This is a genomic window from Pedobacter riviphilus (assembly GCF_014692875.1).
GTDB classification, from domain to species: domain Bacteria; phylum Bacteroidota; class Bacteroidia; order Sphingobacteriales; family Sphingobacteriaceae; genus Pedobacter; species Pedobacter riviphilus.
In genome coordinates this window covers 2,833,405-2,852,509 of sequence record NZ_CP061171.1, presented here as the reverse complement: position 1 = coordinate 2,852,509, position 19,105 = coordinate 2,833,405, and the positions used below count along the sequence as shown (strand labels likewise).

At 40.1% G+C, this 19,105-nt stretch carries 14 protein-coding genes, 1 tRNA gene and 1 pseudogene; 6 read left to right on the top strand and 10 right to left on the bottom strand.

Annotation, left to right across the window (positions count from 1 at the left end; all coding sequences use genetic code 11):
• Positions 1-28: 28 nt before the first annotated feature.
• Positions 29-187 (top strand): JAB domain-containing protein, encoded by a 159-nt coding sequence (locus tag H9N25_RS11720; RefSeq protein ID WP_190329012.1) that lies wholly within the window; start codon positions 29-31, stop codon positions 185-187.
• A 184-nt stretch (positions 188-371) separates the two neighbouring features.
• Here the strand turns inward: H9N25_RS11720 and H9N25_RS11715 are convergent, their stop codons facing one another.
• From H9N25_RS11715 to H9N25_RS11685, 7 genes are all read right to left on the bottom strand, one after another.
• Positions 372-569 carry a hypothetical protein gene (locus H9N25_RS11715; protein WP_223833724.1) on the bottom strand — a complete coding sequence of 66 codons (198 nt, stop codon included), beginning with the start codon at positions 567-569 and terminating at the stop codon, positions 372-374.
• Between the two features lie 265 nt (positions 570-834).
• Positions 835-908: transfer RNA gene (locus H9N25_RS11710), tRNA-Ile, on the bottom strand.
• Positions 909-1,830: 922 nt separating this feature from the next.
• On the bottom strand, positions 1,831-2,070 hold the full coding sequence (locus H9N25_RS11705) for a hypothetical protein (RefSeq protein ID WP_190329010.1): 240 nt from the start codon (positions 2,068-2,070) through the stop codon (positions 1,831-1,833).
• 99 nt (positions 2,071-2,169) lie between these two features.
• Positions 2,170-3,021 carry a helix-turn-helix domain-containing protein gene (locus tag H9N25_RS11700; protein WP_190329009.1) on the bottom strand — a complete coding sequence of 284 codons (852 nt, stop codon included), beginning with the start codon at positions 3,019-3,021 and terminating at the stop codon, positions 2,170-2,172.
• 40 nt (positions 3,022-3,061) lie between these two features.
• On the bottom strand, positions 3,062-3,376 hold the full coding sequence (locus H9N25_RS11695; protein ID WP_190329008.1) for a chaperone modulator CbpM: 315 nt from the start codon (positions 3,374-3,376) through the stop codon (positions 3,062-3,064).
• Positions 3,377-3,384: 8 nt separating this feature from the next.
• Positions 3,385-4,302 (bottom strand): DnaJ C-terminal domain-containing protein, encoded by a 918-nt coding sequence (locus tag H9N25_RS11690; RefSeq protein WP_190329007.1) that lies wholly within the window; start codon positions 4,300-4,302, stop codon positions 3,385-3,387.
• A 78-nt stretch (positions 4,303-4,380) separates the two neighbouring features.
• Entirely contained in the window at positions 4,381-5,322 is a 942-nt protein-coding gene (locus H9N25_RS11685) for a Dyp-type peroxidase (RefSeq protein WP_211189416.1), read from the bottom strand.
• An 887-nt stretch (positions 5,323-6,209) separates the two neighbouring features.
• On the opposite strand from H9N25_RS11685, the gene dnaK reads away from it, so the two are divergent.
• The 5 genes and pseudogenes from dnaK (at position 6,210) to H9N25_RS11660 (ending at position 12,869) form a co-directional block, all read left to right on the top strand.
• Positions 6,210-8,099 carry a molecular chaperone DnaK gene (dnaK, locus tag H9N25_RS11680; protein ID WP_190329006.1) on the top strand — a complete coding sequence of 630 codons (1,890 nt, stop codon included), beginning with the start codon at positions 6,210-6,212 and terminating at the stop codon, positions 8,097-8,099.
• Between the two features lie 181 nt (positions 8,100-8,280).
• Positions 8,281-9,158 (top strand): annotated as a pseudogene (gene fdhD, locus H9N25_RS11675) (formate dehydrogenase accessory sulfurtransferase FdhD).
• On the top strand, positions 9,148-9,498 hold the full coding sequence (locus H9N25_RS11670; RefSeq protein ID WP_167294941.1) for a DUF7009 family protein: 351 nt from the start codon (positions 9,148-9,150) through the stop codon (positions 9,496-9,498). The pseudogene fdhD and the gene H9N25_RS11670 overlap by 11 nt, the downstream one beginning before the upstream one ends.
• 3 nt (positions 9,499-9,501) lie before the next feature.
• Positions 9,502-11,871: an FdhF/YdeP family oxidoreductase gene (locus H9N25_RS11665; RefSeq protein ID WP_190329005.1), complete on the top strand. Its 2,370-nt coding sequence runs from the start codon at positions 9,502-9,504 to the stop codon at positions 11,869-11,871.
• Positions 11,872-11,951: 80 nt separating this feature from the next.
• Positions 11,952-12,869 (top strand): bestrophin family protein, encoded by a 918-nt coding sequence (locus tag H9N25_RS11660; protein ID WP_190329004.1) that lies wholly within the window; start codon positions 11,952-11,954, stop codon positions 12,867-12,869.
• Positions 12,870-13,335: 466 nt separating this feature from the next.
• Here the strand turns inward: H9N25_RS11660 and H9N25_RS11655 are convergent, their stop codons facing one another.
• Genes H9N25_RS11655 through H9N25_RS11645 form a run of 3 tightly spaced genes read right to left on the bottom strand, consistent with a single transcriptional unit; the run spans position 13,336 to position 19,008 of the window.
• Positions 13,336-14,403 (bottom strand): phosphatidylinositol-specific phospholipase C1-like protein, encoded by a 1,068-nt coding sequence (locus tag H9N25_RS11655; protein WP_190329003.1) that lies wholly within the window; start codon positions 14,401-14,403, stop codon positions 13,336-13,338.
• A 16-nt stretch (positions 14,404-14,419) separates the two neighbouring features.
• On the bottom strand, positions 14,420-16,009 hold the full coding sequence (locus tag H9N25_RS11650; protein ID WP_167294937.1) for a RagB/SusD family nutrient uptake outer membrane protein: 1,590 nt from the start codon (positions 16,007-16,009) through the stop codon (positions 14,420-14,422).
• Between the two features lie 11 nt (positions 16,010-16,020).
• Positions 16,021-19,008 (bottom strand): SusC/RagA family TonB-linked outer membrane protein, encoded by a 2,988-nt coding sequence (locus H9N25_RS11645; protein WP_190329002.1) that lies wholly within the window; start codon positions 19,006-19,008, stop codon positions 16,021-16,023.
• Positions 19,009-19,105 lie beyond the last annotated feature (97 nt).

Sequence of the window (19,105 nt, the reverse complement as noted above, 5' to 3'; positions counted from 1 at the left end):
AAATGGCAAGTTATAACAGGACGAGACAGTGATACTCCTTAACCGAAGTAACCATGTGTTTGGGATTGTCAATATATCAATGGGTGGTGTTAGTGGTACTTATGTTGATCCAAAGGTGGTGTTTGCTGTCGCTTTAAAAGGTAATTCGTCTGGAATAATACTCACATATAACCATCCAAGTGGGTAAGTGCTTTTAAGAAAGATCAGGCAACAAAAAACCCCTCTAAGTTATCCTTAAAGGGATTTAAAGCAGTGGGCCCACCTGGACTCGAACCAGGGACCAAAAGATGATGAGTCTTCTAAGCTATTCATCCCCAGTACATAAAATAATCATCTAAGTGCCATTCAAATGAATGGCACTGGAAAATCGATTAAACTGATGGTGTATAGCAATAGTTTGCAGGCTTATCAGTTGACAAGCAATTTGTAATTTTGCAGGTTTTTCCATATTGCGAACTTGCGCAATCAGAATCTTTCGTACATTCTGCAGCTGGGCAATCATCGCCACCGCCAACAGGAGTGTTACCTCCTAATACTCTTTTCATTTCAGCTTTGCTGAGTAGGTTCATTTTTTTCATTTTTTAAACGATTTAAGTTAATAATTTGTTAATTGTAACTCAAATTAATTCATTAAAAAGTGAATTCCTAAAATGTAAAAAAAAATAGAACATTTTAATCAAACATCGAGCTTTTGGAACGCAAAAAAGTGGTCATATGTTTGTGTTACCACCTTTTGAAAATCCTGCCTATAGTAGGGTTCTATAAAAAGAAGCATTAAAAAAGATCAGGCAACAAAAAACCCCTCCAAGTTATCCTTAAAGGGGTTTAAAGCAGTGGGCCCACCTGGGCTCGAACCAGGGACCAAAAGATTATGAGTCTTCTACTCTAACCAGCTGAGCTATAGGCCCGGAAAAAAGGCATTCCTTTTTTGCGAGTGCAATGTTACAAATTTGAATTGAAATTAGGAAAATGTTTCTCGCAATTTTTTATGAAAAAACTAATATAAACTCATTTTCAGTTCTTTAAACTTATCAGTTACAGAATTTGGGTTGTGTTTTATTGAGCTTTTGCAATACTTACTTTCAAAAGAAAGCCGATACATAGCGTTGGAATTGCTATTTTGTATTTAATATTAAATGTATTTGTTTACCCTTCCTTTACCTGTTGTTTACCCTTTGTTTACCCTTTCTTGCTACCAGGTTAACCCCAGGCTTACCCCAGGGTTACCCCAGGGTTACCTCTGCTTTACCTTTTGCTTACCTAAAAGGTAAAGCCAACGTTTGTTTTTGCAGAATGGGGCCACTGCTTAGGGTTATGCTGCCCTTAAGCAGGGCGCCACTCCATGTCATTAAGCTCAGCGTTTAACCACAGATGCGCACAGATAAACACAGATTTTTGTAGCTGTGTGCACCCTTTCTATCTGTGGTTAAATTATTTTTCGTGCCGAATGGTTTACCCCAATGATATCGAGTTGCCATAAGCGCCCGGTCTTTGCATTGCAGCCCCACAACTGTGACGGTTCATTTCAGCTCAATAATGGTCTTAATTAGCTCAATTTAGCTCATTTTAGCTCAAAATGAGGTGCCAATGCTGCTAAACTGCTAGGTTTGAGCATGGATTTAAACATAGGGGTGTAAACAGAAATCCTTTTTTGAACAAACATTTTTCAATAAAAAAATTATGGCAAGGTATTCAAAAGGCGTAAATGGCGCATTCTCGAGTAAAGTAGGCAGGATCATTGGCAGTAGCAGGCATGGTGTAGATTATTTAAGGAACTTCTCCTCAAAAAAAAGTAATAAATACATGTTACAATTGCAGGTAACTGAAATATTAATGCAACAACAGAATCTCAGCAGCACTATAGTTTTTAGCTATGGCGAGTATTTGCATCTTTTTTATGTTTACCGCTTCAAGCCCATTTTCCTTCATTTCTATCTCAAAAAACACAGTTTCATTTAACTCCAAATCTAAATCATTTAACCGGCTGAAGCCGATTGTTTGTCTGTTTTCATCAATGATGATTCCAGAACGATTTGTTAAACATATACTTTTAATTTTGCCTCTCCTCATTTTCGGACTGTTTGTTAATTCACTTTTTGATCTTAGTTTGCTTGTTTTTTAGGTTGATATATTTAAAGTCAATAAATTGAATGTGATGTGTTTGATTTCTTACGATTTCCCTAAAATTATCTTGTATTCTCTCGGTGTTAAACTTGTTTTGACTTTGAAAAAATAACAGAAATAGGTCTGACTCTTAAAACCCAAATCAAAAGCAATTTCCTTGATGGATCGGTCAGAACTGTGAAGCAATTTCTTTGCCTCCAGTAAAACACGTTCCTGAATAAAATCTAATGCAGACATCTTATACTGCTTTTTGCATAATACTCCCAGGTAATTGGATGTGATGCAAAGGTGGTTTGCATAGAATGATACCGATTTCTGGGTTTTAAAATGCTTGTCAACCATTGCCTGGAATTTATAAGCAATGGACTTGGACCGTTGTGGCGAATGATCGCCAAAGGTATGCTCTACCCATAGGGTGATCATCAGACCGACTAAACGGCATCTTGCATTAACCAGCTTACTGAAAACGGTAGATGCGGACAGTTCCTTATTAATGGCCGAAAATTCTGCGCAGACTTTTTCGTACATTTCCGTATCCAGATCCAGGATCGAGTGCGCATTACGTCCCAAAAATGAAAATTGTAAGATTGTGGGAAAGGTCTCAATCAATGGCCGCTTTATCAGCAGGATTTGACCCTTTGGTTCATTCTGGAACCTCCATTGCGGAATTTCTCCGGGCGGGTATATGCAGATCTGCTGGGGCTTGATAACTTGTTTTTGAGAAGCGATGTTTTGCTCTCCCGTTCCGCTTTCAAATAGTATCAGGGCAAAGTAATCGCCTTCTAGAGCCGCGGTGAGCATACTGGCGTTATCAAAGTACTTATATTCTACGAAAGCTTTGTTTTCGGAACCTGGATCACTGCCGGGATGCCCAATGTAGCTCTTTGTTTTAGACATTTAACAATTAATAATGTAGCTTGTGTAATGTTGATTTATTTTAGGTCGCGGTGTCAAAGTTTGTGAATTGTTCTTCTTGGCCATAATTTCGAAGGATTTTTACTTCTTGCTGGAGCTTTTTGATCCTCTCTAAAAGGTGCACTACCGTTTCGATACCTTCCATGTTGATTTCCAGATCATAATGAAAGTGAATGTATTTCTCCAGGTCGTTCAGCTGCTCATAGGTAATAAAAGCCCCTTCGCCCGATGTAATAAGGCTTATTAATCCATGTTGATCTAGTTTTTGTATAAAAGACAATTCAATTTTATAGTAGATACAGCACTGTTCTACTGAAATCTTCGTTAAATTTTCCATCGGCTTTATTATTTTTTGGATTCTTTTGCAAGTTGTCCGAATAACTCCTTTTCACGTTCGGTGAGGTTTTTGGGGATTTGCACATCAAAGGTGATGTAAAGATCTCCAAAGGCCCCTTCTTTTTTGTAAACAGGAAATCCCTTGCCCTTTAAACGTACTTTTTTTCCGTTCTGTGTTTCTGGGGTAATATTCAATTTAACTTTTCCGCTCATTGTTTGAATCATTTCTTCTCCTCCCAGTATTGCTTTGTAAAGATCCAACAAGACGGTTAAATACAAATCATTGCCCTTGCGTATGAAAGCGGTATTGTTTTTAATTTCAACTGTGATATAGAGATCGCCTTTTGGCCCTCCGTTAGCGCCATCGGCACCATACCCGTTAATTTTGATTTCCTGGCCGTTTTCTACGCCCGCAGGAATGGTAATCCTAATATTTTTCCCGTTTACGGTAAAGGTTTGTTTATGGGTTGTATAAGCTTCTGATAGATTTAACTGGAGCGTGGCGCGAAGGTCCTGCCCCTTAAAATGGGGCTGTCTGCCTCCCCTTGATCTGCCCTGGTTTCCGAACATCGAAGCAAAAAAATCAGAAAAGTCTCCATCATCATCGCTTGAATAATATCCGCCCTGACCTCCAAAAGGGTTACTTCCGCTGTAAGCAGACTGTTGTTGCTGTTGCCTGCGCGCCTCTTCAAACTGTTCTGCATTTTTCCAGTCTTTTCCGTACTGATCATATTTTTTTCTTTTTTCCGGGTCACTGAGCACTTCGTTAGCCTCGTTGATCTGCTGGAAAAGTTTTCCTGCAGCGGGATCATTAGGGTTCAGATCGGGATGATGCTGGCGGGCTAACTTGCGATATGCCTTCTTGATCTCATCGGGTGTTGCATTTTTACCAACACCAAGAACTTTGTAATAATCAATGTAATCCATTTGGCTGGGTTATCTTTAATAAGCTGTCTTAAATTTGAATCTTGATTTAATAGACGTGACCGTTTTTCTTTGATTGAATTATTGTGAAGTTGCCGAATAATTCTGAAGCATAGTAATGGTTGGTACAAAATAAAGTGTGCCGGTTTTAGCGGTACTAAAGTCAAGTATTCGGTCAGAATTTCCCGGAGGGCTTCCAATAAACATTCTGGTGAGCATTTCTTTTACAGTACTGAATGTATTGGCATAGGCAATGAAATAGGTACCAACTTCTCCTTTTGCCGGATGCCCAAAAGGCATGTTATCTCTGATGATTTTAAGGTCGTTCCCTGCGGCATCTTCAATCCCGGCGAGTGCACTGTGCGAATTGCTTGGTTTTACCTCATCGGTCATTTCGATGTCGCTCATTTTATAACGGCCAATTACCTTTTCCTGGTCCTCGGTAGACAATGCTGTCCAGTTTTTCATCTCATGCAGGTACTTTTGTACAAATAAGTAACTCCCACCTTTGTAAACCGGGTCTTCATCTCCCACAAGGGCAAAAAGTTGCCTTTCATCTCCAATAGGGTTTTCTGTGCCATCTACAAAGCCGAGTATAGAGCGGCCGTCCCAGTACCTGAAACCATGTATTTCCAGGCTGCATTCAGCTACGGATTCTAGCACCGCCGTAATGTCGCTGGCCATATCGAAACATATGCCCATATCCATTGCCCGTAAATGTAGGTGTAGATCACCCGGGGTAGACACTGCGGTATGTCGTTCTCCAACAATGGGTTCGAATTCTACCAGCTCTTTTGGGAGGGGAGAGGGTAGTCTAAGTTTTTTCCAGGCATCATACCCTACACCCAGCACACAACTTGTCCGTCCCTTTACAATTCGGATTGCATAAGAGCGATTTATGTTTTCTACCAGGGCACATAGTTGCTCGAAGGCGGGCCTGATGGCTGCGCCATCTTTGAATTTCCAAACCATAAAAATGGTGTTGTTATTAGGATAGTCTGTTACGTTTTGTGGTTGATTCACGCTTATGGGTTTATAATTTTCAATTTTATCTTTTGTCTGATTTTTTTTTATCTTAAATATACGCTATCCAAATCAATTCCCATTACGGTAAAACTTGCCTGTAAAATGCCTGGTATATCGATAATTATATCAATAACACGATCTAAAATAATGGAGTAAGTTGGTGCTCATGGGAAAAATTACTGTTGTTTTTTTAAACTTCGAAACAAGAATTCAATGATTTCTTTGCTTCCTATAATGCAAATAAATTTCAGACTTCTGTAGCTTTTTTATAAGTAGATTTTTTTTACGTTCACAGGTATCGTTTTTAAAAGGCATAAGCCAAATTTAGTTTATGTAAATGTGATACAGCTCACATTTTCTGCAAATGCATATTATTCGACATTATTTTCACTAAATACTATATTTATAGTTTTTAGGGTTTCTTCTTTTATACTTTAATATTTAAAATAGCCTAAATAAACCACTTTTCATCCAGGCTGTAGCCTAAAATACACAGGTTTAATATTTATTTTTCTGCTATCCAAAATCTTGCCTGGCTGTGCCACGACCTGCAAAATCATTTTTGCAGGTCGAGCGGTCTGGATGTTTTTTGCAGTTCTCGGATCGATAATTTACGCTACTATTTTCATGCTATTCTATAGTGATATCGAAAGATGCCGTTTTTTTATTATCTAATATTGTATTGGCTGATGTTATGAAATTTGATAGTTGTGAGAAATGCAGAACATGCCCCAGCACCGAGAGGGGTTAGGAATTGGGATTTCTATTGTGGCGTATAATCACCATCCATTTTACGACAGGTGATTTCGATAGACAGGGTTTTTGGCTAAAGAAAGTATTAATCTGAAATAATTAAATTTTTAACTAAAACTATATCTAACATTATGGGCAAAATTATAGGTATCGACTTGGGAACCACCAATAGCTGCGTGGCAGTTATGGAAGGAAATGATCCGGTAGTGATCGCTAACGATGAAGGAAAAAGAACCACTCCTTCGATTGTGGCTTTTTTAAAAAATGGAGAACGTAAGGTTGGCGATCCTGCGAAAAGGCAGGCTATTACCAATCCGCAAAATACGATTATGTCTATCAAACGTTTTATGGGTCGTCGTTTTGATGAAGTAACAGAAGAAATAAAACATTGTAGCTATAAAGTTGTTCGGGGCGACAATGATACTATCCGGGTTGATATTGAGGGGAAGTTGTACACGCCACAGGAGATCTCCGCCATCATCCTGCAAAAGATGAAGAAAAACGCAGAAGATTATCTCGGGCAGGAGGTAACAGATGCTGTAATTACCGTGCCGGCATATTTTAATGATGCCCAAAGGCAGGCAACCAAGGAAGCAGGTGAAATTGCAGGGCTTAACGTAAAAAGGATAGTAAATGAGCCAACTGCGGCTGCTTTAGCCTATGGCCTGCAAAAGGCAGATAAGAACCAGAAAGTAGCTGTTTTCGATCTTGGAGGAGGAACATTTGATATTTCCGTACTTGAACTTGGGGATGGTGTTTTTGAGGTTAAATCAACCAATGGTGATACCCATCTTGGGGGTGATGATTTTGACAAGGTAATTATAGATTGGATGGCAGATGAATTCAAGAAAGAGGAGGGGATTGATCTGCGTAAGGATCCCATGGCACTTCAGCGTTTAAAGGAGGCAGCTGAGAAAGCCAAGGTTGAACTTTCAACGGCTACTGAAACGGAAATTAACCTACCCTATGTAACTGCAGTGGATGGAATTCCTAAACACCTGGTAAAAAAACTGAGCCGTGCAAAATTTGAAAAATTAGCCGACAGTTTATTTTCGCGCTGCCTGAAACCTTGCGAGGCGGCCCTTAAAGATGCTAAATTGAAACCGGCAGATATTGAGGAGGTTATCCTTGTAGGTGGAAGTACCCGTATTCCAAAAGTGCAGGAAATAGTAGCGCAGTTTTTTGGCAGGCAACCTAGTAAAGGTGTAAATCCTGACGAGGTGGTTGCATTGGGGGCTGCAATCCAGGGTGCGGTGTTATCTGGCGACGTAAAGGATGTGGTGCTACTGGATGTGACGCCGCTCTCATTGGGGATAGAGACAATGGGTGGTGTAATGACAACCTTAATCCCGGCCAATACAACCATACCGGCAAAAAAATCAGAAGTGTTCTCTACTGCATCTGATAACCAGCCAGGGGTTCAGGTACATGTATTGCAAGGAGATAGAACCATGGCAAAGGATAATAAAAGCCTGGGCATCTTTAACCTTGATGGACTTCCACCTGCGCCAAGGGGAATCCCTCAGATCGAGGTTGTATTCGATATCGACTCCAACGGGATACTTAATGTAACTGCAAAAGACAAAGGGACCAATAAGGAACAAAAAATACGGATTGAGGCCGGTAGCGGACTGAGTAAGGAAGAGGTTGAAAAAATGAGGGAAAGTGCTAAGGCCAATGAGGTTTCTGACAAGGAGGCCCGGGAGCGGGTGGATAAACTGAACCTGGCGGACAGCCAGATTTTCCAATCTGAGAAACAATTGAAAACCTTTGGAGAGAAACTTTCTACAGATAACAGACAGGCTATTGAGGGTGCGCTTTCTGCCCTGAAATATGCACACGAAAAACAGGATATTGCGGCTATCGATACCTCCCTTGCAGATCTGACCAAAGCATGGAACAGTGCCAGTGAGGAGATGTACAAAACCGATCAGCCTTCACAGGGAGCAGAAAATGTAAACCAACCTGCAAATGACGGACCGGATGATGTGACAGACGTTTCTTTTGAGGATGTAAAGTAAAACAATGAAAATAGTACCGTTTAAACTGGAGCGTATTCCACTTAAACGGTACTATTGATCGAGAAATAAGATATACCTGTTAGGGGTTTTGTGTAACAGCGGCAAAAAATAAACATATTAGCGCACCTAATTTTCTGCTCAATCAGTATCTTTATATTTCATTTTTGACTAGAACGATTTTATGAGGGATATTCCATCGGTTTCGATTAAACACTTGCCCGTTAAAAGAGTATCGGGATTTATCGCTTCCCCTGCACTAGACATTCTTTCTGTAGAGGAACCGCTGGAAATCCGGATAATATATGGGCCTGCAGACGCTCGGGTAAAAAAGAATATTTCTGTAACCATGCGGACACCCGGGAATGATCTGGAGCTGGCATTGGGTTTTTTATTCACCGAAGGTATTGTATCCTCCAAAGAGGAGGTAACTGTTATTGCCCACCTGGCAATGGCATGTGAATTTGATAAGGAAAACATTGTTTGTGTTGAATTCAGTGATCGATTTACGCCTAATCTCTCGCAGTCTGACCGTAATTTTTACACCACATCGAGCTGCGGAGTCTGCGGCAAGGGGTCAATACAGTCTATCAGGACGTCAAGCATTTATTCAGGTCTGGCCAGTGAGCAGGAACTCAGCCTCTCTCCTGAAATCCTCTACCAGCTCCCACGCAAGCTGAGGTCGGCACAGCGAAATTTCTCTGCTACTGGGGAATCCATGCATCGGGTCTTTTTACGATTGAAGGAGAAATGCTGATGCTTAGGGAGGATGTAGGCCGCCACAATGCTTTGGATAAGCTCATTGGTGCAGCACTTGCCAGCGATCTGCTTCCCCTTAACAAGTACATCTTATTGTTGAGTGGGCGGGCAAGTTTTGAGCTGATTCAGAAAGCAGCCATGGCTGGAATTGCAATTGTAGCCGCTATCGGTGCCCCATCCAGTCTTGCCGTAGAACTTGCTACTGAATTTGGCATTACCCTTTTAGGTTTTTTAAAGGAAGACCGTTTTAACATTTATACCAGTAACGACAGAATTTTAATACCTACATCACATGAAAATTAGAATAAAGGGCAATTCGCTCAGATATCGTTTAACCAAGTCTGAAGTAGCCGCATTGGGAATGGTTGGATTTCTTTCCGAACGTACCCACTTTGCTAGCCAGGCGCTGGAATATGCGATTATGACAACAAGCGAGGGACAGCTTACCGCCGATTTTTCGGAAAACCGGATCGTTCTGAATATGCCCGAAAAAATGATCGAGGAGCTGGTCAATACAGATAAGGTCGGTTTTAGCGATGTATCTGGTCCGGTAAGCCTGCTCATTGAAAAAGATTTTACCTGTTTGGATAATGTGGAAGAAGATCAGAGTGATAATTTTCCCAATCCCAATATAAACTGTTAAGCTATGGAACAAGATAAAAAGGCACCTTCTGCAGAAAATCCATATAAGCTGCTTGATCTGAAACTGACACCTGTAGAGAAATCGGCAGCAGGAATGCACGCGGTAATGGCCGCCATGGGAGATTTGATAGAGGAGAAGACATTTTTCAGGGGAAACCACGCACTTTTGAACATGAACCAGTTTAAGGGATTCGATTGTCCGAGCTGTGCATGGCCAGATCCTGATGATGAACGCTCTCCTGTTGGCGAATACTGTGAAAACGGTGCAAAGGCCCTTGCAGAAGAAGCAACAACGAAAAGAGTGACAGCTGATTTTTTTAAAAAGCATTCTGTTTTTGACCTGGCCAAGCTGGATGATTACCAGATTGGTAAGTTCGGGAGACTTACCGAGCCAATGTATATGCCCAAAGGCGGAACGCATTACGAACCAATTAGTTGGGAGAATGCCTTCAAGAAAATAGGAGCGCACCTCAATGCACTCGAGTCGCCCCACCAGGCCGCATTTTACACCTCGGGCAGAACCAGCAATGAGGCATCATTTGTGTATCAGCTCTTTGCCAAGGAATTTGGTACCAACAATATGCCCGACTGTTCGAATATGTGCCATGAAACTTCCGGTTCTGCACTGCGGCCAACTATTGGCATTGGCAAGGGAACCGTTACGCTAGAGGACTTTTATGAAACCGATGTAATTATTGATATCGGCCATAATCCAGGTACAAATGCACCTCGGATGATGAGTGCCCTGGCTAAGGGGAAAAAAAACGGAGCCATGATCATAGCCATTAATCCTCTGCCGGAGGCCGGATTGCTTGGTTTTCAGGATCCACAGTCTATAAAGGGAATGATTGGGGGCGGGGTTAAGCTGGCAGATTTATATCTCCCTGTAAAAATCAACGGTGATATGGCCTTGCTTAAGGCCTTGGAAATTCTGCTGATCGATTTCGAAAAGAAATTTCCGGGACAGGTTTTTGACCAGGAATTTATCAAAGATAAAACAACCGGATACGAAGCATTTTTGAAGCAGTTTGAACATGAGGATTATAATCTTGATCATTTATCCGGGCTATGTGGCGTTTCCAAAGAAGATATCCTAAGGGCTGCGGAGATGATTGCCTTTAAAAAAAGAATCATTTTCTGTTGGGGAATGGGACTTACACAACAGCCCAATGGTGTTGCAATGATCCGTGAAATTCTTAATATTCTATTGCTTAAAGGAAGCATTGGAAAGCCCGGGGCCGGCGTATGTCCGGTACGTGGGCACAGTAATGTTCAGGGTAACAGAACCATGCTTATAGATGAAAAGCCTACAGCTGAACAGCTCGACCGCCTTGAAAATTACTATGGCTTTAAAATGCCACGTGAGCATGGCTACGATGTGGTCCGGGCAATCAAGGCCATGCACGAGGGAAAGCTCAAATTTATGTTTTGCATGGGCGGGAATTTTTTGTCTGCAACTCCTGATACTACCTATACCGCCAATGCTGTACGAAAACTGGATCTGCTGGTTTGCGTGTCTACCAAGCTCAATCGAAGCCATCTTATTCACGGAAATGAAGCATTAATACTGCCAACTTACGGCCGAAGTGATAAAGATATTGTAAATGGCGAGGTACAGATCATTTCTACTGAAAACTCTATGGGGGTTGTACAGGCTTCAAAGGGGATGCTGGATGCGGTATCCAAAAACTTGATTAATGAAACGCAGATAGCCTGCCGAATGGCAATGGCAACACTGGGAGAAAAATCGGTTGTTAACTGGCAACTCTACCATGATAGTTATGACGCGGTTCGCGACGCGATAGAGAAATGCATTCCAGGCTTTGAAAACTACAATGAAAAAGTTAGGCAAAAAGGTGGGTTTTACTTGCCAAACGCTGCAAGAGATGGAAAGTTTATGACCAAAGAATTCGGCGACCGTGCACCCTTCACCCTTACAAAAATTCCCAATAACAATCTCGAGCATGATGAGTATATGATGGCAACCACCAGGACACATGATCAATTCAATACGACCATATATGGACTGGATGACCGTTATCGCGGCATTAAAAATGAGCGGCGTGTGATCTTCATGAATAGGAAGGATATCGAAAAACTGGGGATGAAAGCCGGAGACAAAGTAGACTTGTTTAATTTCGACGACGGCGTTGAACGGATTGCCCCGCTGTTCATCATCGTACCTTATGAGATTCCTGAACGTAATACGGTAACCTATTTCCCCGAAACCAATGTTTTGGTTTCTGTGAACAATGTGGTAGAAGAAAGTAATATGCCAGCTTCTAAATACGTAAAGATTAAAATTAAAAAGCACGAACCCACTATTTATGACCGGGTAAAAAAAGTAGAAGAAAATTATCGGCTGATGCAATAGTAATCCTAAAGCATGGTGCCTTATCGTATCTTTGACTATGAAAATTACCTTTGTCAAAATGATAAATAGCTCAAAATAATATGATAATCAGGAAAAAAGAAAATTGGTTCAAAATGCTTTTTGTGTGGCATGGCTCGGTTCTTCCCAGGCTATTGCCACGGCTTATCTTACTTTTTGTACTGTCTATAGGGGTGGTGTTCTTTCATGGTAAAATCCTTTCCTTTAAAGTGCCTTTAAATCCAACACCGTTAACCTTGTTTGGTTTTGTACTTGCATTGTTCCTTGGCTTTCGAAATAATGTGAGTTATGACAGGTTCTGGGAAGCCCGAAAGCTTTGGGGCTCCCTTTTAAATTGTACCCGCTCACTCGCCAGACAAGTCATAACGCTTCCCCGCACTTCATCTGAAAAATCTGAATCCACAGGCTTCATCAATCTTTTGATATCATGTACCTATGCGTTAAAACATCAGCTAAGGGGTACAAATGCAGAAAATGACCTTAAAAAAAGGCTCAGCGATACCCAATTCAGCTTTATTCATGCTACACGTTATAAACCGACCATAATTATTAAACTGATGGGGGATTGGATTGCTCATGCACGCAGCAAAGAAAGCATAGATTCAATTCAGCAGATGCGGTTTGATGAAAATCTAGACAAGCTGGCCGAAATTGTCGGAGGCTGTGAGCGGATCATATCAACACCAATACCTTACAGTTACCGTGTGTTATTACACCGGACAGTATACCTCTACTGCTTTCTTCTTCCCTTTGGGCTTGTAGATAGCCTCCAATGGCTAACCCCATTTATTGTTGTTTTTATTGCCTATACTTTTGTCGCTTTTGAAGCCATTGCAGATGAGATTGAGCAGCCTTTTGGTACAGAATCTAATGACCTTGCATTGAATGAAATGTGCCAGATGATAGAAGCCACATTGATGGAACTTGATGGCAAGGAAATCCCCGAAATTAAAGCCAGGAAAAGTGGAACCATAGATTAACCGATGTATTGTCTTTGGTTTGGCTATTAGGAAAATCGAAAATCTAGATTAAATCAATATACTTTTAAGGGCCCGTTTAAAAACTAAATAAAATTATTTCGTACATCAGTCTGTCCAAAGGACTCCTGTGGAGAGCGTAGTCGAAGATCATTAACGTATTAATAAATGCACTTGGACTACGTGACCATTGACAGAATCCACTAGAGCGGTTGTCATTCTCGCGCATGCGGGAATCTTAGAACGCTTGCATTAAGATTCCCAATCAAGTTGGGAATGACGATCTCTCGAGGAATATTACATACTTAAAATTTATCAGTCACTCATATTGATTTTCATCCAATAAATTACTCCTCAGTGTTGACAACAAGAGGCCATTTATATTGGTTATAAAAATTTAAACAGGCGCTAAGTTTATTAGCCCTTACCGGATAAATTCTCGAAATCCAGTTATCAAACAGGTTGTTCTTTATCTAACTTTAAATAGGGGGTTAGCTCTAAAGTATTCGCCCTTAGCAAAGCTAACAGCGTAACTGGACTTAAAATGTGTGCTTTTTAGGTAATAGTCTGTTGTGATAACCTGTGCACCAGAGTTACATGCTGCATCGAAATCACTTGTATCATTTTTACGAGCCTGTTGCGTATCGTTATCGGCTCGTGTTCTAATGATGTAACCTTTTTTTACCATTTCCGGAATCTGTTTGTCTTTCGGATTATTTCTAATCATAAAAGCAGCCTCGGGTGTACCTGGGTCTGAATTCGTAAACATTACACGGGCTTTTAGTGATGGATGATTTTGAATATAAGTTGCTCTTTTTTTTCCGGTTGCATCCAGTACAAAAATAAACTTGCCTTTCGCCTGGCTCAATTTTGGCCAATTCTGATGAAGTACAGCGTCTTCAAGCGAACTGTATTTACCTCTTACTTCATCAGGAAGAATGATATGTTCTTTACCTAAATTCTCTAAAATCACTTTATCCAGTTCATCAAAAACCTTTGGCGTAAATAATTCTGGTGATGTAAAACCAGGTTTTTTTATCGAATCATCTTTAGCCTCTAGTGTAATAAAAACCGGGGTATGATCTGCATGTGTTTCTGACCAGGTACGCAACACTTTTAAAGCCGCTACAAAAGTTGGTACAGAACTTCTAAAATCGAGTTCGGGGATGTGTAAAACCTTAAAACCGGGCTTTTTCATTTCTTCAGAGGCATCAAAGGCAGGCTGATCCTTTGCCCAATCTAAACCTTTTGGATGCGCATAACGGCCACCAGCAGAATCAGCATAAACATCAATCTCCAAATTTCTTAAGCCCATATTTAATTGTTCTGGTATAGAAATGTGCTCATAATCGATCTTACTGGCAGCTACTGAGTCCGTTTTTTTAAACATGGCAAATAATGCCGGATCGATGGCTTGCTTATAACTATTGTGCGAACCAATAACCTGAATCTGATTGATGGTTGGATCTTCCTTAACGGTAATAAACGCTATTGCTGGCAATACCAGCAATAGGCTTACGTAACTGATGATTCTCATACACCTTTTTTGATTATTAATACCCTGGGTTTTGTTTCAGGTTTGTATTAAGCTTTAACTCGTTTGCCGGAATAGGATAAATTCTTCTGGTTATATCCTTATTCATGAAAAGTACATCGTTAGGTAACGGATATTCGGTTTCAAATTGCCCGAAACGGATTAAGTCATTTCTTCTCCATGCTTCCCAGCTAAATTCGCGGGCTCTTTCATCTAATAAAACCGTTAATGTTACAGTGCTTGCCAATTCGGCACCTGCACGGCTTCTTATTTTATTTAAAAGTACCAGTGGCGTTTGCAACTCGCCATTAACAGTGGTAGCAGTTGCTCCTCTTAATATGGCTTCTGCTTTCATGAGCATCACATCAGCTAAACGCAATACGGGCATATCGTTACCATTTAAACGTGTGGCCTGAATTGCGTTTACATCTGGCCAGTATTTTACCGATCGAACACCTTTAGCTTGGTCTGCAACGGTATTGCCTAAATCCATTGGTTTGCCTGGTTTCAGAATTAAATCTGGCGTAATTTCGATTTGTGTAGTGGTTCCTGCAACAAAAACGGGTTTAGTTAAATCAGGCTTACGGTTGGCATCTGGTGCATATTGTTTGCCTATTAACCAGAAACTGTTACGGATATCATTGTTTAAATTAAAACGATTATAATATTCGGGTGTAGTGCTCATGGCAATACTGAAACCTACGTTAATGCCATAAGCTGCTGCTAATGCAGGGTAAAAACCAAATCTTGTAATCTGGTTACCCGGAATTTGCTGATCGTAAGGAATAGCGAATATGGTTTCGTTAATTTGAGGCCCATTGTTTACATCAAAAATATCAGAATACTTGTTATCCAAAGCGTAGTTGGTATTTTTCAGAATATTATCGGCCATAATTACGGCATCTGCATATCTCGGTTTGCCTGTATATACCTCAGCATTAAGGTACATTTTTTCTAATAAAGCATAAGCCATTGCCTGGGTTGGTCGGCCATAAACCAATACGCGGTTGTTATTATCCTTTATTGGTAATTGCGGAATAACGGATAAAAGTTCTTTCTCAATAAATTCAAATACTTTATCTCTGCTTTGGTTTCCTGGGAGCGTACTCACTGGGAAAGTATCAATAATTGGTACATTACCGTATAAATCCATCATAAAATAATAGTATAAGGCCCTCATTGCTTTTACTTCGGCTATACTGCTACTTTTCTGTGTTGCTGAGATTGAAGACTCATTGGTTAGGTTAATTAAGCGGTTGCAGTTATTGATACCGCCAAATCCCCACTGCCAGATATCTCTCACATTTGGATGATCAATGGTCCAGGTATGGTAGTGGAGCTGACGGTATTGACCTCCATCATCAAAATTTCCATCGCGTGCCGGAATAATTGCGGCATCTGTAGAAAGCTCTTGCATTCTCCAATAAGGAACACCATATTGAGAAGAAAGGTTAGAATACATGGTGCCGAAAAGTGCCGCGTAATCTGAATTGGTAAAAGGAAAATTGTCTTTAACGTATTGCGATTCTACATCAACATCGAGCTTACTGCATGATTCTAAAACCATCAGGCAAGCAAGGAAATTAAATAGGATTATAATCTTTTTCATCTTTATTTTTTTTAGAATGATGCACTTGCACCGAAACTGAAGGTTCTTGTTTTTGGGTAATAGTTATTGTTATCAATTCCTGGCGTTAATCCACCAATGTTGATTTCGGGGTCTAAACCGCTGTATTTGGTTATTACAAAAAGATTATTTGCCGTAACATATAACCTAATGGCTTTAATAGCCGGTGTTTTAGGTTTTACCGTATAGCCAAGGGTGGCGTTATCCAGGCGCAGGTACGAACCACTTTCAAGAAAACGGTCTGAAATCAGATAAGCATTAATATCATTGAAAGATTCGCCCAGGGTAAACCTTGGAATGTTTTGAAGTTTTGCATCGGCAGGATTGTTTAAAGATGCCTTTGTAGCATTCAGAATCTTATTGCCCAAAACCCCACGAACAAGGAAATTCAAATCCCAGTTTTTATAGTTGAAGGTATTTGCCCAGCCGTAAATTAATTTTGGTTGGGCATCGCCTGCTATTTTAGCATCAGTGGTTAAGGGTTGTGTAGCAATGGTTTGTCCGGCTGCATTAATATAGGTACTTACGCCAGCCGCATTTTTACCGGCATAGTTCCATAAATTGAATGTGCCCAATGCATAACCTGGCTGAATCAGCTGACTGAAATTACCTGACTGGCCTTTGCCTCCGAGTTGGGCAGTTTGGATGGCTGCGATTTTATAGAAATCATCAGATAAAGTTTCTACTACGTTTTTGTTGTGTGCAATATTTGGAGAGGTTGTCCATTTGAAATTGTCTGTTTTAACTGCAATTGCATTTAAAGAGAACTCTACTCCTGTATTTTTCATTTTACCAACATTGGCTGTAATGGTTGGTAAGAAAAACTGTGTTGTAGAAACTTCGTAACGGTCGTAAATCAAATCTGAAGTTTTCTTCACGTAAAAATCTAACGAACCGGTAATCCTATCTTTAAATAAACCAAAATCCAATCCAATATTGGTTGTTGCTGTACTTTCCCATTTTAAATCTGGATTAGGATTTCTAACCGGGCCAATTGCATTGCTGATAGAACCATTATTTAAAAATTTATTACTTCCCGGAAGTGTTCCATAAATCAATAACGAAGAGAAGGCATTGAAACCTAAACTGTTACCAGATACGCCATAACCAGCACGAAGTTTTAAGTCGCTAATAACCGGAACAGATTGCATAAAATCTTCACTAATTATTCTCCAGCCAGCAGAAACAGCTGGGAATAAACCCCAGCGATTGTTTTTTCCGAATGCAGAAGAGCCGTCGTCCCTTAAAGATGCCTGGAATAAATATTTTTCATTATAGTTGTACTGAACCCTGCCGTAATATGAAATTAACCTTAAAGTAGATATAGGCGCATCGTTAAAAGTGATTTGGGAGAGTAAAGTTGGGTTAGATAAAAACAGGTTGTTAGAACCTAAATTATCATTTGAAAAATTTTGTGTAGTTACGCCAAAACCATCATTGGTTCTATCTTCTTGCCATGAATAACCACCAAGCAATTTTAAACTATGTTTGCCAAAAGTTTTATCGTAGTTAAAATAACCTTCTAAAATCTGATTTTTGTTCAGCACATCGATTTTTTGCGCTTGCCCGTTTACACCCCTGGCTAATCCCGATTGGCTGTTTAAATAAGTGCTATAATTATTCTGATCTCTCTGAGAAGAAACACTTGCTGTAAACTTTAATCCATCTATGATATTTACCTGGGCCATACCATTAATCAACGTTTTGTTGTTCAGGTTATTGATGATGTTATTATCAACAATGGATAACGGATTTCTTGTTCCGCTCCCCGTGCGGTTGTAGTTCTCTTTATAGCTGCCATCAGTATTAAAAGGATTTACTGTTGGCAAATAGAAAAGCATATTGGGTAGCGCTTGCGACTGGTATATATCAGAACTTTTCGAATTACTATTTGTTATGGTTAAGCCAAGTTTAAGCCTGTCATTAAAAAACTTTTCGTTAAGGAAGGCACGAACAATTGTTCTCTTTAGCGATGTATTTTTAAGAATTCCTTTATTATCGAGGTAATTTACACTTGCGCCATAATCTGATGTCTGACCAGCGCCACCATAAGAAACATTGTGATTCTGAGAATAACCTGTTCTTTCTAAAAGTGATTGCCAGTTTGTATCCGAACCATCATCATCTACAGCGTTTAAAGTTTGCTTATTATCTGCAAGATATTGCCTTAACTCTGGGGCTGAAAGCATATCATATTTTTTAGAAACTTTCTCTACTGCAGCATAACCGCTATAATTTAGGCGGGATTGGCCGCTTTTAGAACGTTTTGTGGTGACAATAATTACACCGTTTGCAGCTCTTGAACCATAAATTGCGGTTGAAGATGCATCTTTTAAAATATCGATATTTTCTATATCAGCCGGAGCCAATAAATCAATTGAAGCTCCAGGAACACCATCGATAATGTAAAATGGTTCTTGCGCAGCACCTTCACGCAAAGTAGATGGACCACGTAAAATAGTAGATGGTTTAGCATTCGGATCGCCACTTTTAGTAACATTTAAACCCGCAACTTTACCTTGTAAAAGTTGTGCAGGGTTAACCAAAACGCCTTGATTAAATTCTTCTGACTTTACAGAAGTTACCGCACCTGTTAAATCTTTTTTGTTAGCGGTACCATAACCAATAACCACAACATCTTTCAGGTTTTGATTATCCGAAACAAGTGTTATATTTATTTTAACCTGGTTATTAACCGGAATTTCTTTCGTTAAACTTCCAAGTAGCGAAAATGTAAGTATATCAGACGGTTTTGCCTGAATGGTATAAACGCCATTTGTATCAGTTGATGTTCCTAAATTGCTGCCTTTTATTTTAACTGTTACACCTGGTAATGGCTGGTTGGTTTCATCAATAACTTTACCCGTTATTGTTTTACTGCCCTGAGCATGGGTGTTTAATGAAAAGAAAAGCAGCATTGCAACAAGACATTGCCATCTGCTAATAAAAGACAAGTAGGTCTTTTTGTAGTTTTGTTTCATGAATGATTGGTTATGATTGTTGGGATCATTCACAGAAACAAACGATTGTTCTTGCTCTGTGAATTTCTCACAAAGATGCCTTAACCCGATTAGGGAT

Excerpts from the sequence above, each read along its gene's own strand:
- H9N25_RS11715 (WP_223833724.1), bottom strand. The coding sequence starts at position 569 with ATGAACCTACTCAGCAAAGCTGAAATGAAAAGAGTATTAGGAGGTAAC.
- H9N25_RS11705 (WP_190329010.1), bottom strand. The coding sequence starts at position 2,070 with ATGAGGAGAGGCAAAATTAAAAGTATATGTTTAACAAATCGTTCTGGA.
- H9N25_RS11700 (WP_190329009.1), bottom strand. The coding sequence starts at position 3,021 with ATGTCTAAAACAAAGAGCTACATTGGGCATCCCGGCAGTGATCCAGGT.
- H9N25_RS11695 (WP_190329008.1), bottom strand. The coding sequence starts at position 3,376 with ATGGAAAATTTAACGAAGATTTCAGTAGAACAGTGCTGTATCTACTAT.
- H9N25_RS11690 (WP_190329007.1), bottom strand. The coding sequence starts at position 4,302 with ATGGATTACATTGATTATTACAAAGTTCTTGGTGTTGGTAAAAATGCA.
- dnaK (WP_190329006.1), top strand. The coding sequence starts at position 6,210 with ATGGGCAAAATTATAGGTATCGACTTGGGAACCACCAATAGCTGCGTG.
- H9N25_RS11670 (WP_167294941.1), top strand. The coding sequence starts at position 9,148 with ATGAAAATTAGAATAAAGGGCAATTCGCTCAGATATCGTTTAACCAAG.
- H9N25_RS11665 (WP_190329005.1), top strand. The coding sequence starts at position 9,502 with ATGGAACAAGATAAAAAGGCACCTTCTGCAGAAAATCCATATAAGCTG.
- H9N25_RS11660 (WP_190329004.1), top strand. The coding sequence starts at position 11,952 with ATGATAATCAGGAAAAAAGAAAATTGGTTCAAAATGCTTTTTGTGTGG.
- H9N25_RS11655 (WP_190329003.1), bottom strand. The coding sequence starts at position 14,403 with ATGAGAATCATCAGTTACGTAAGCCTATTGCTGGTATTGCCAGCAATA.
- H9N25_RS11650 (WP_167294937.1), bottom strand. The coding sequence starts at position 16,009 with ATGAAAAAGATTATAATCCTATTTAATTTCCTTGCTTGCCTGATGGTT.
- H9N25_RS11645 (WP_190329002.1), bottom strand. The coding sequence starts at position 19,008 with ATGAAACAAAACTACAAAAAGACCTACTTGTCTTTTATTAGCAGATGG.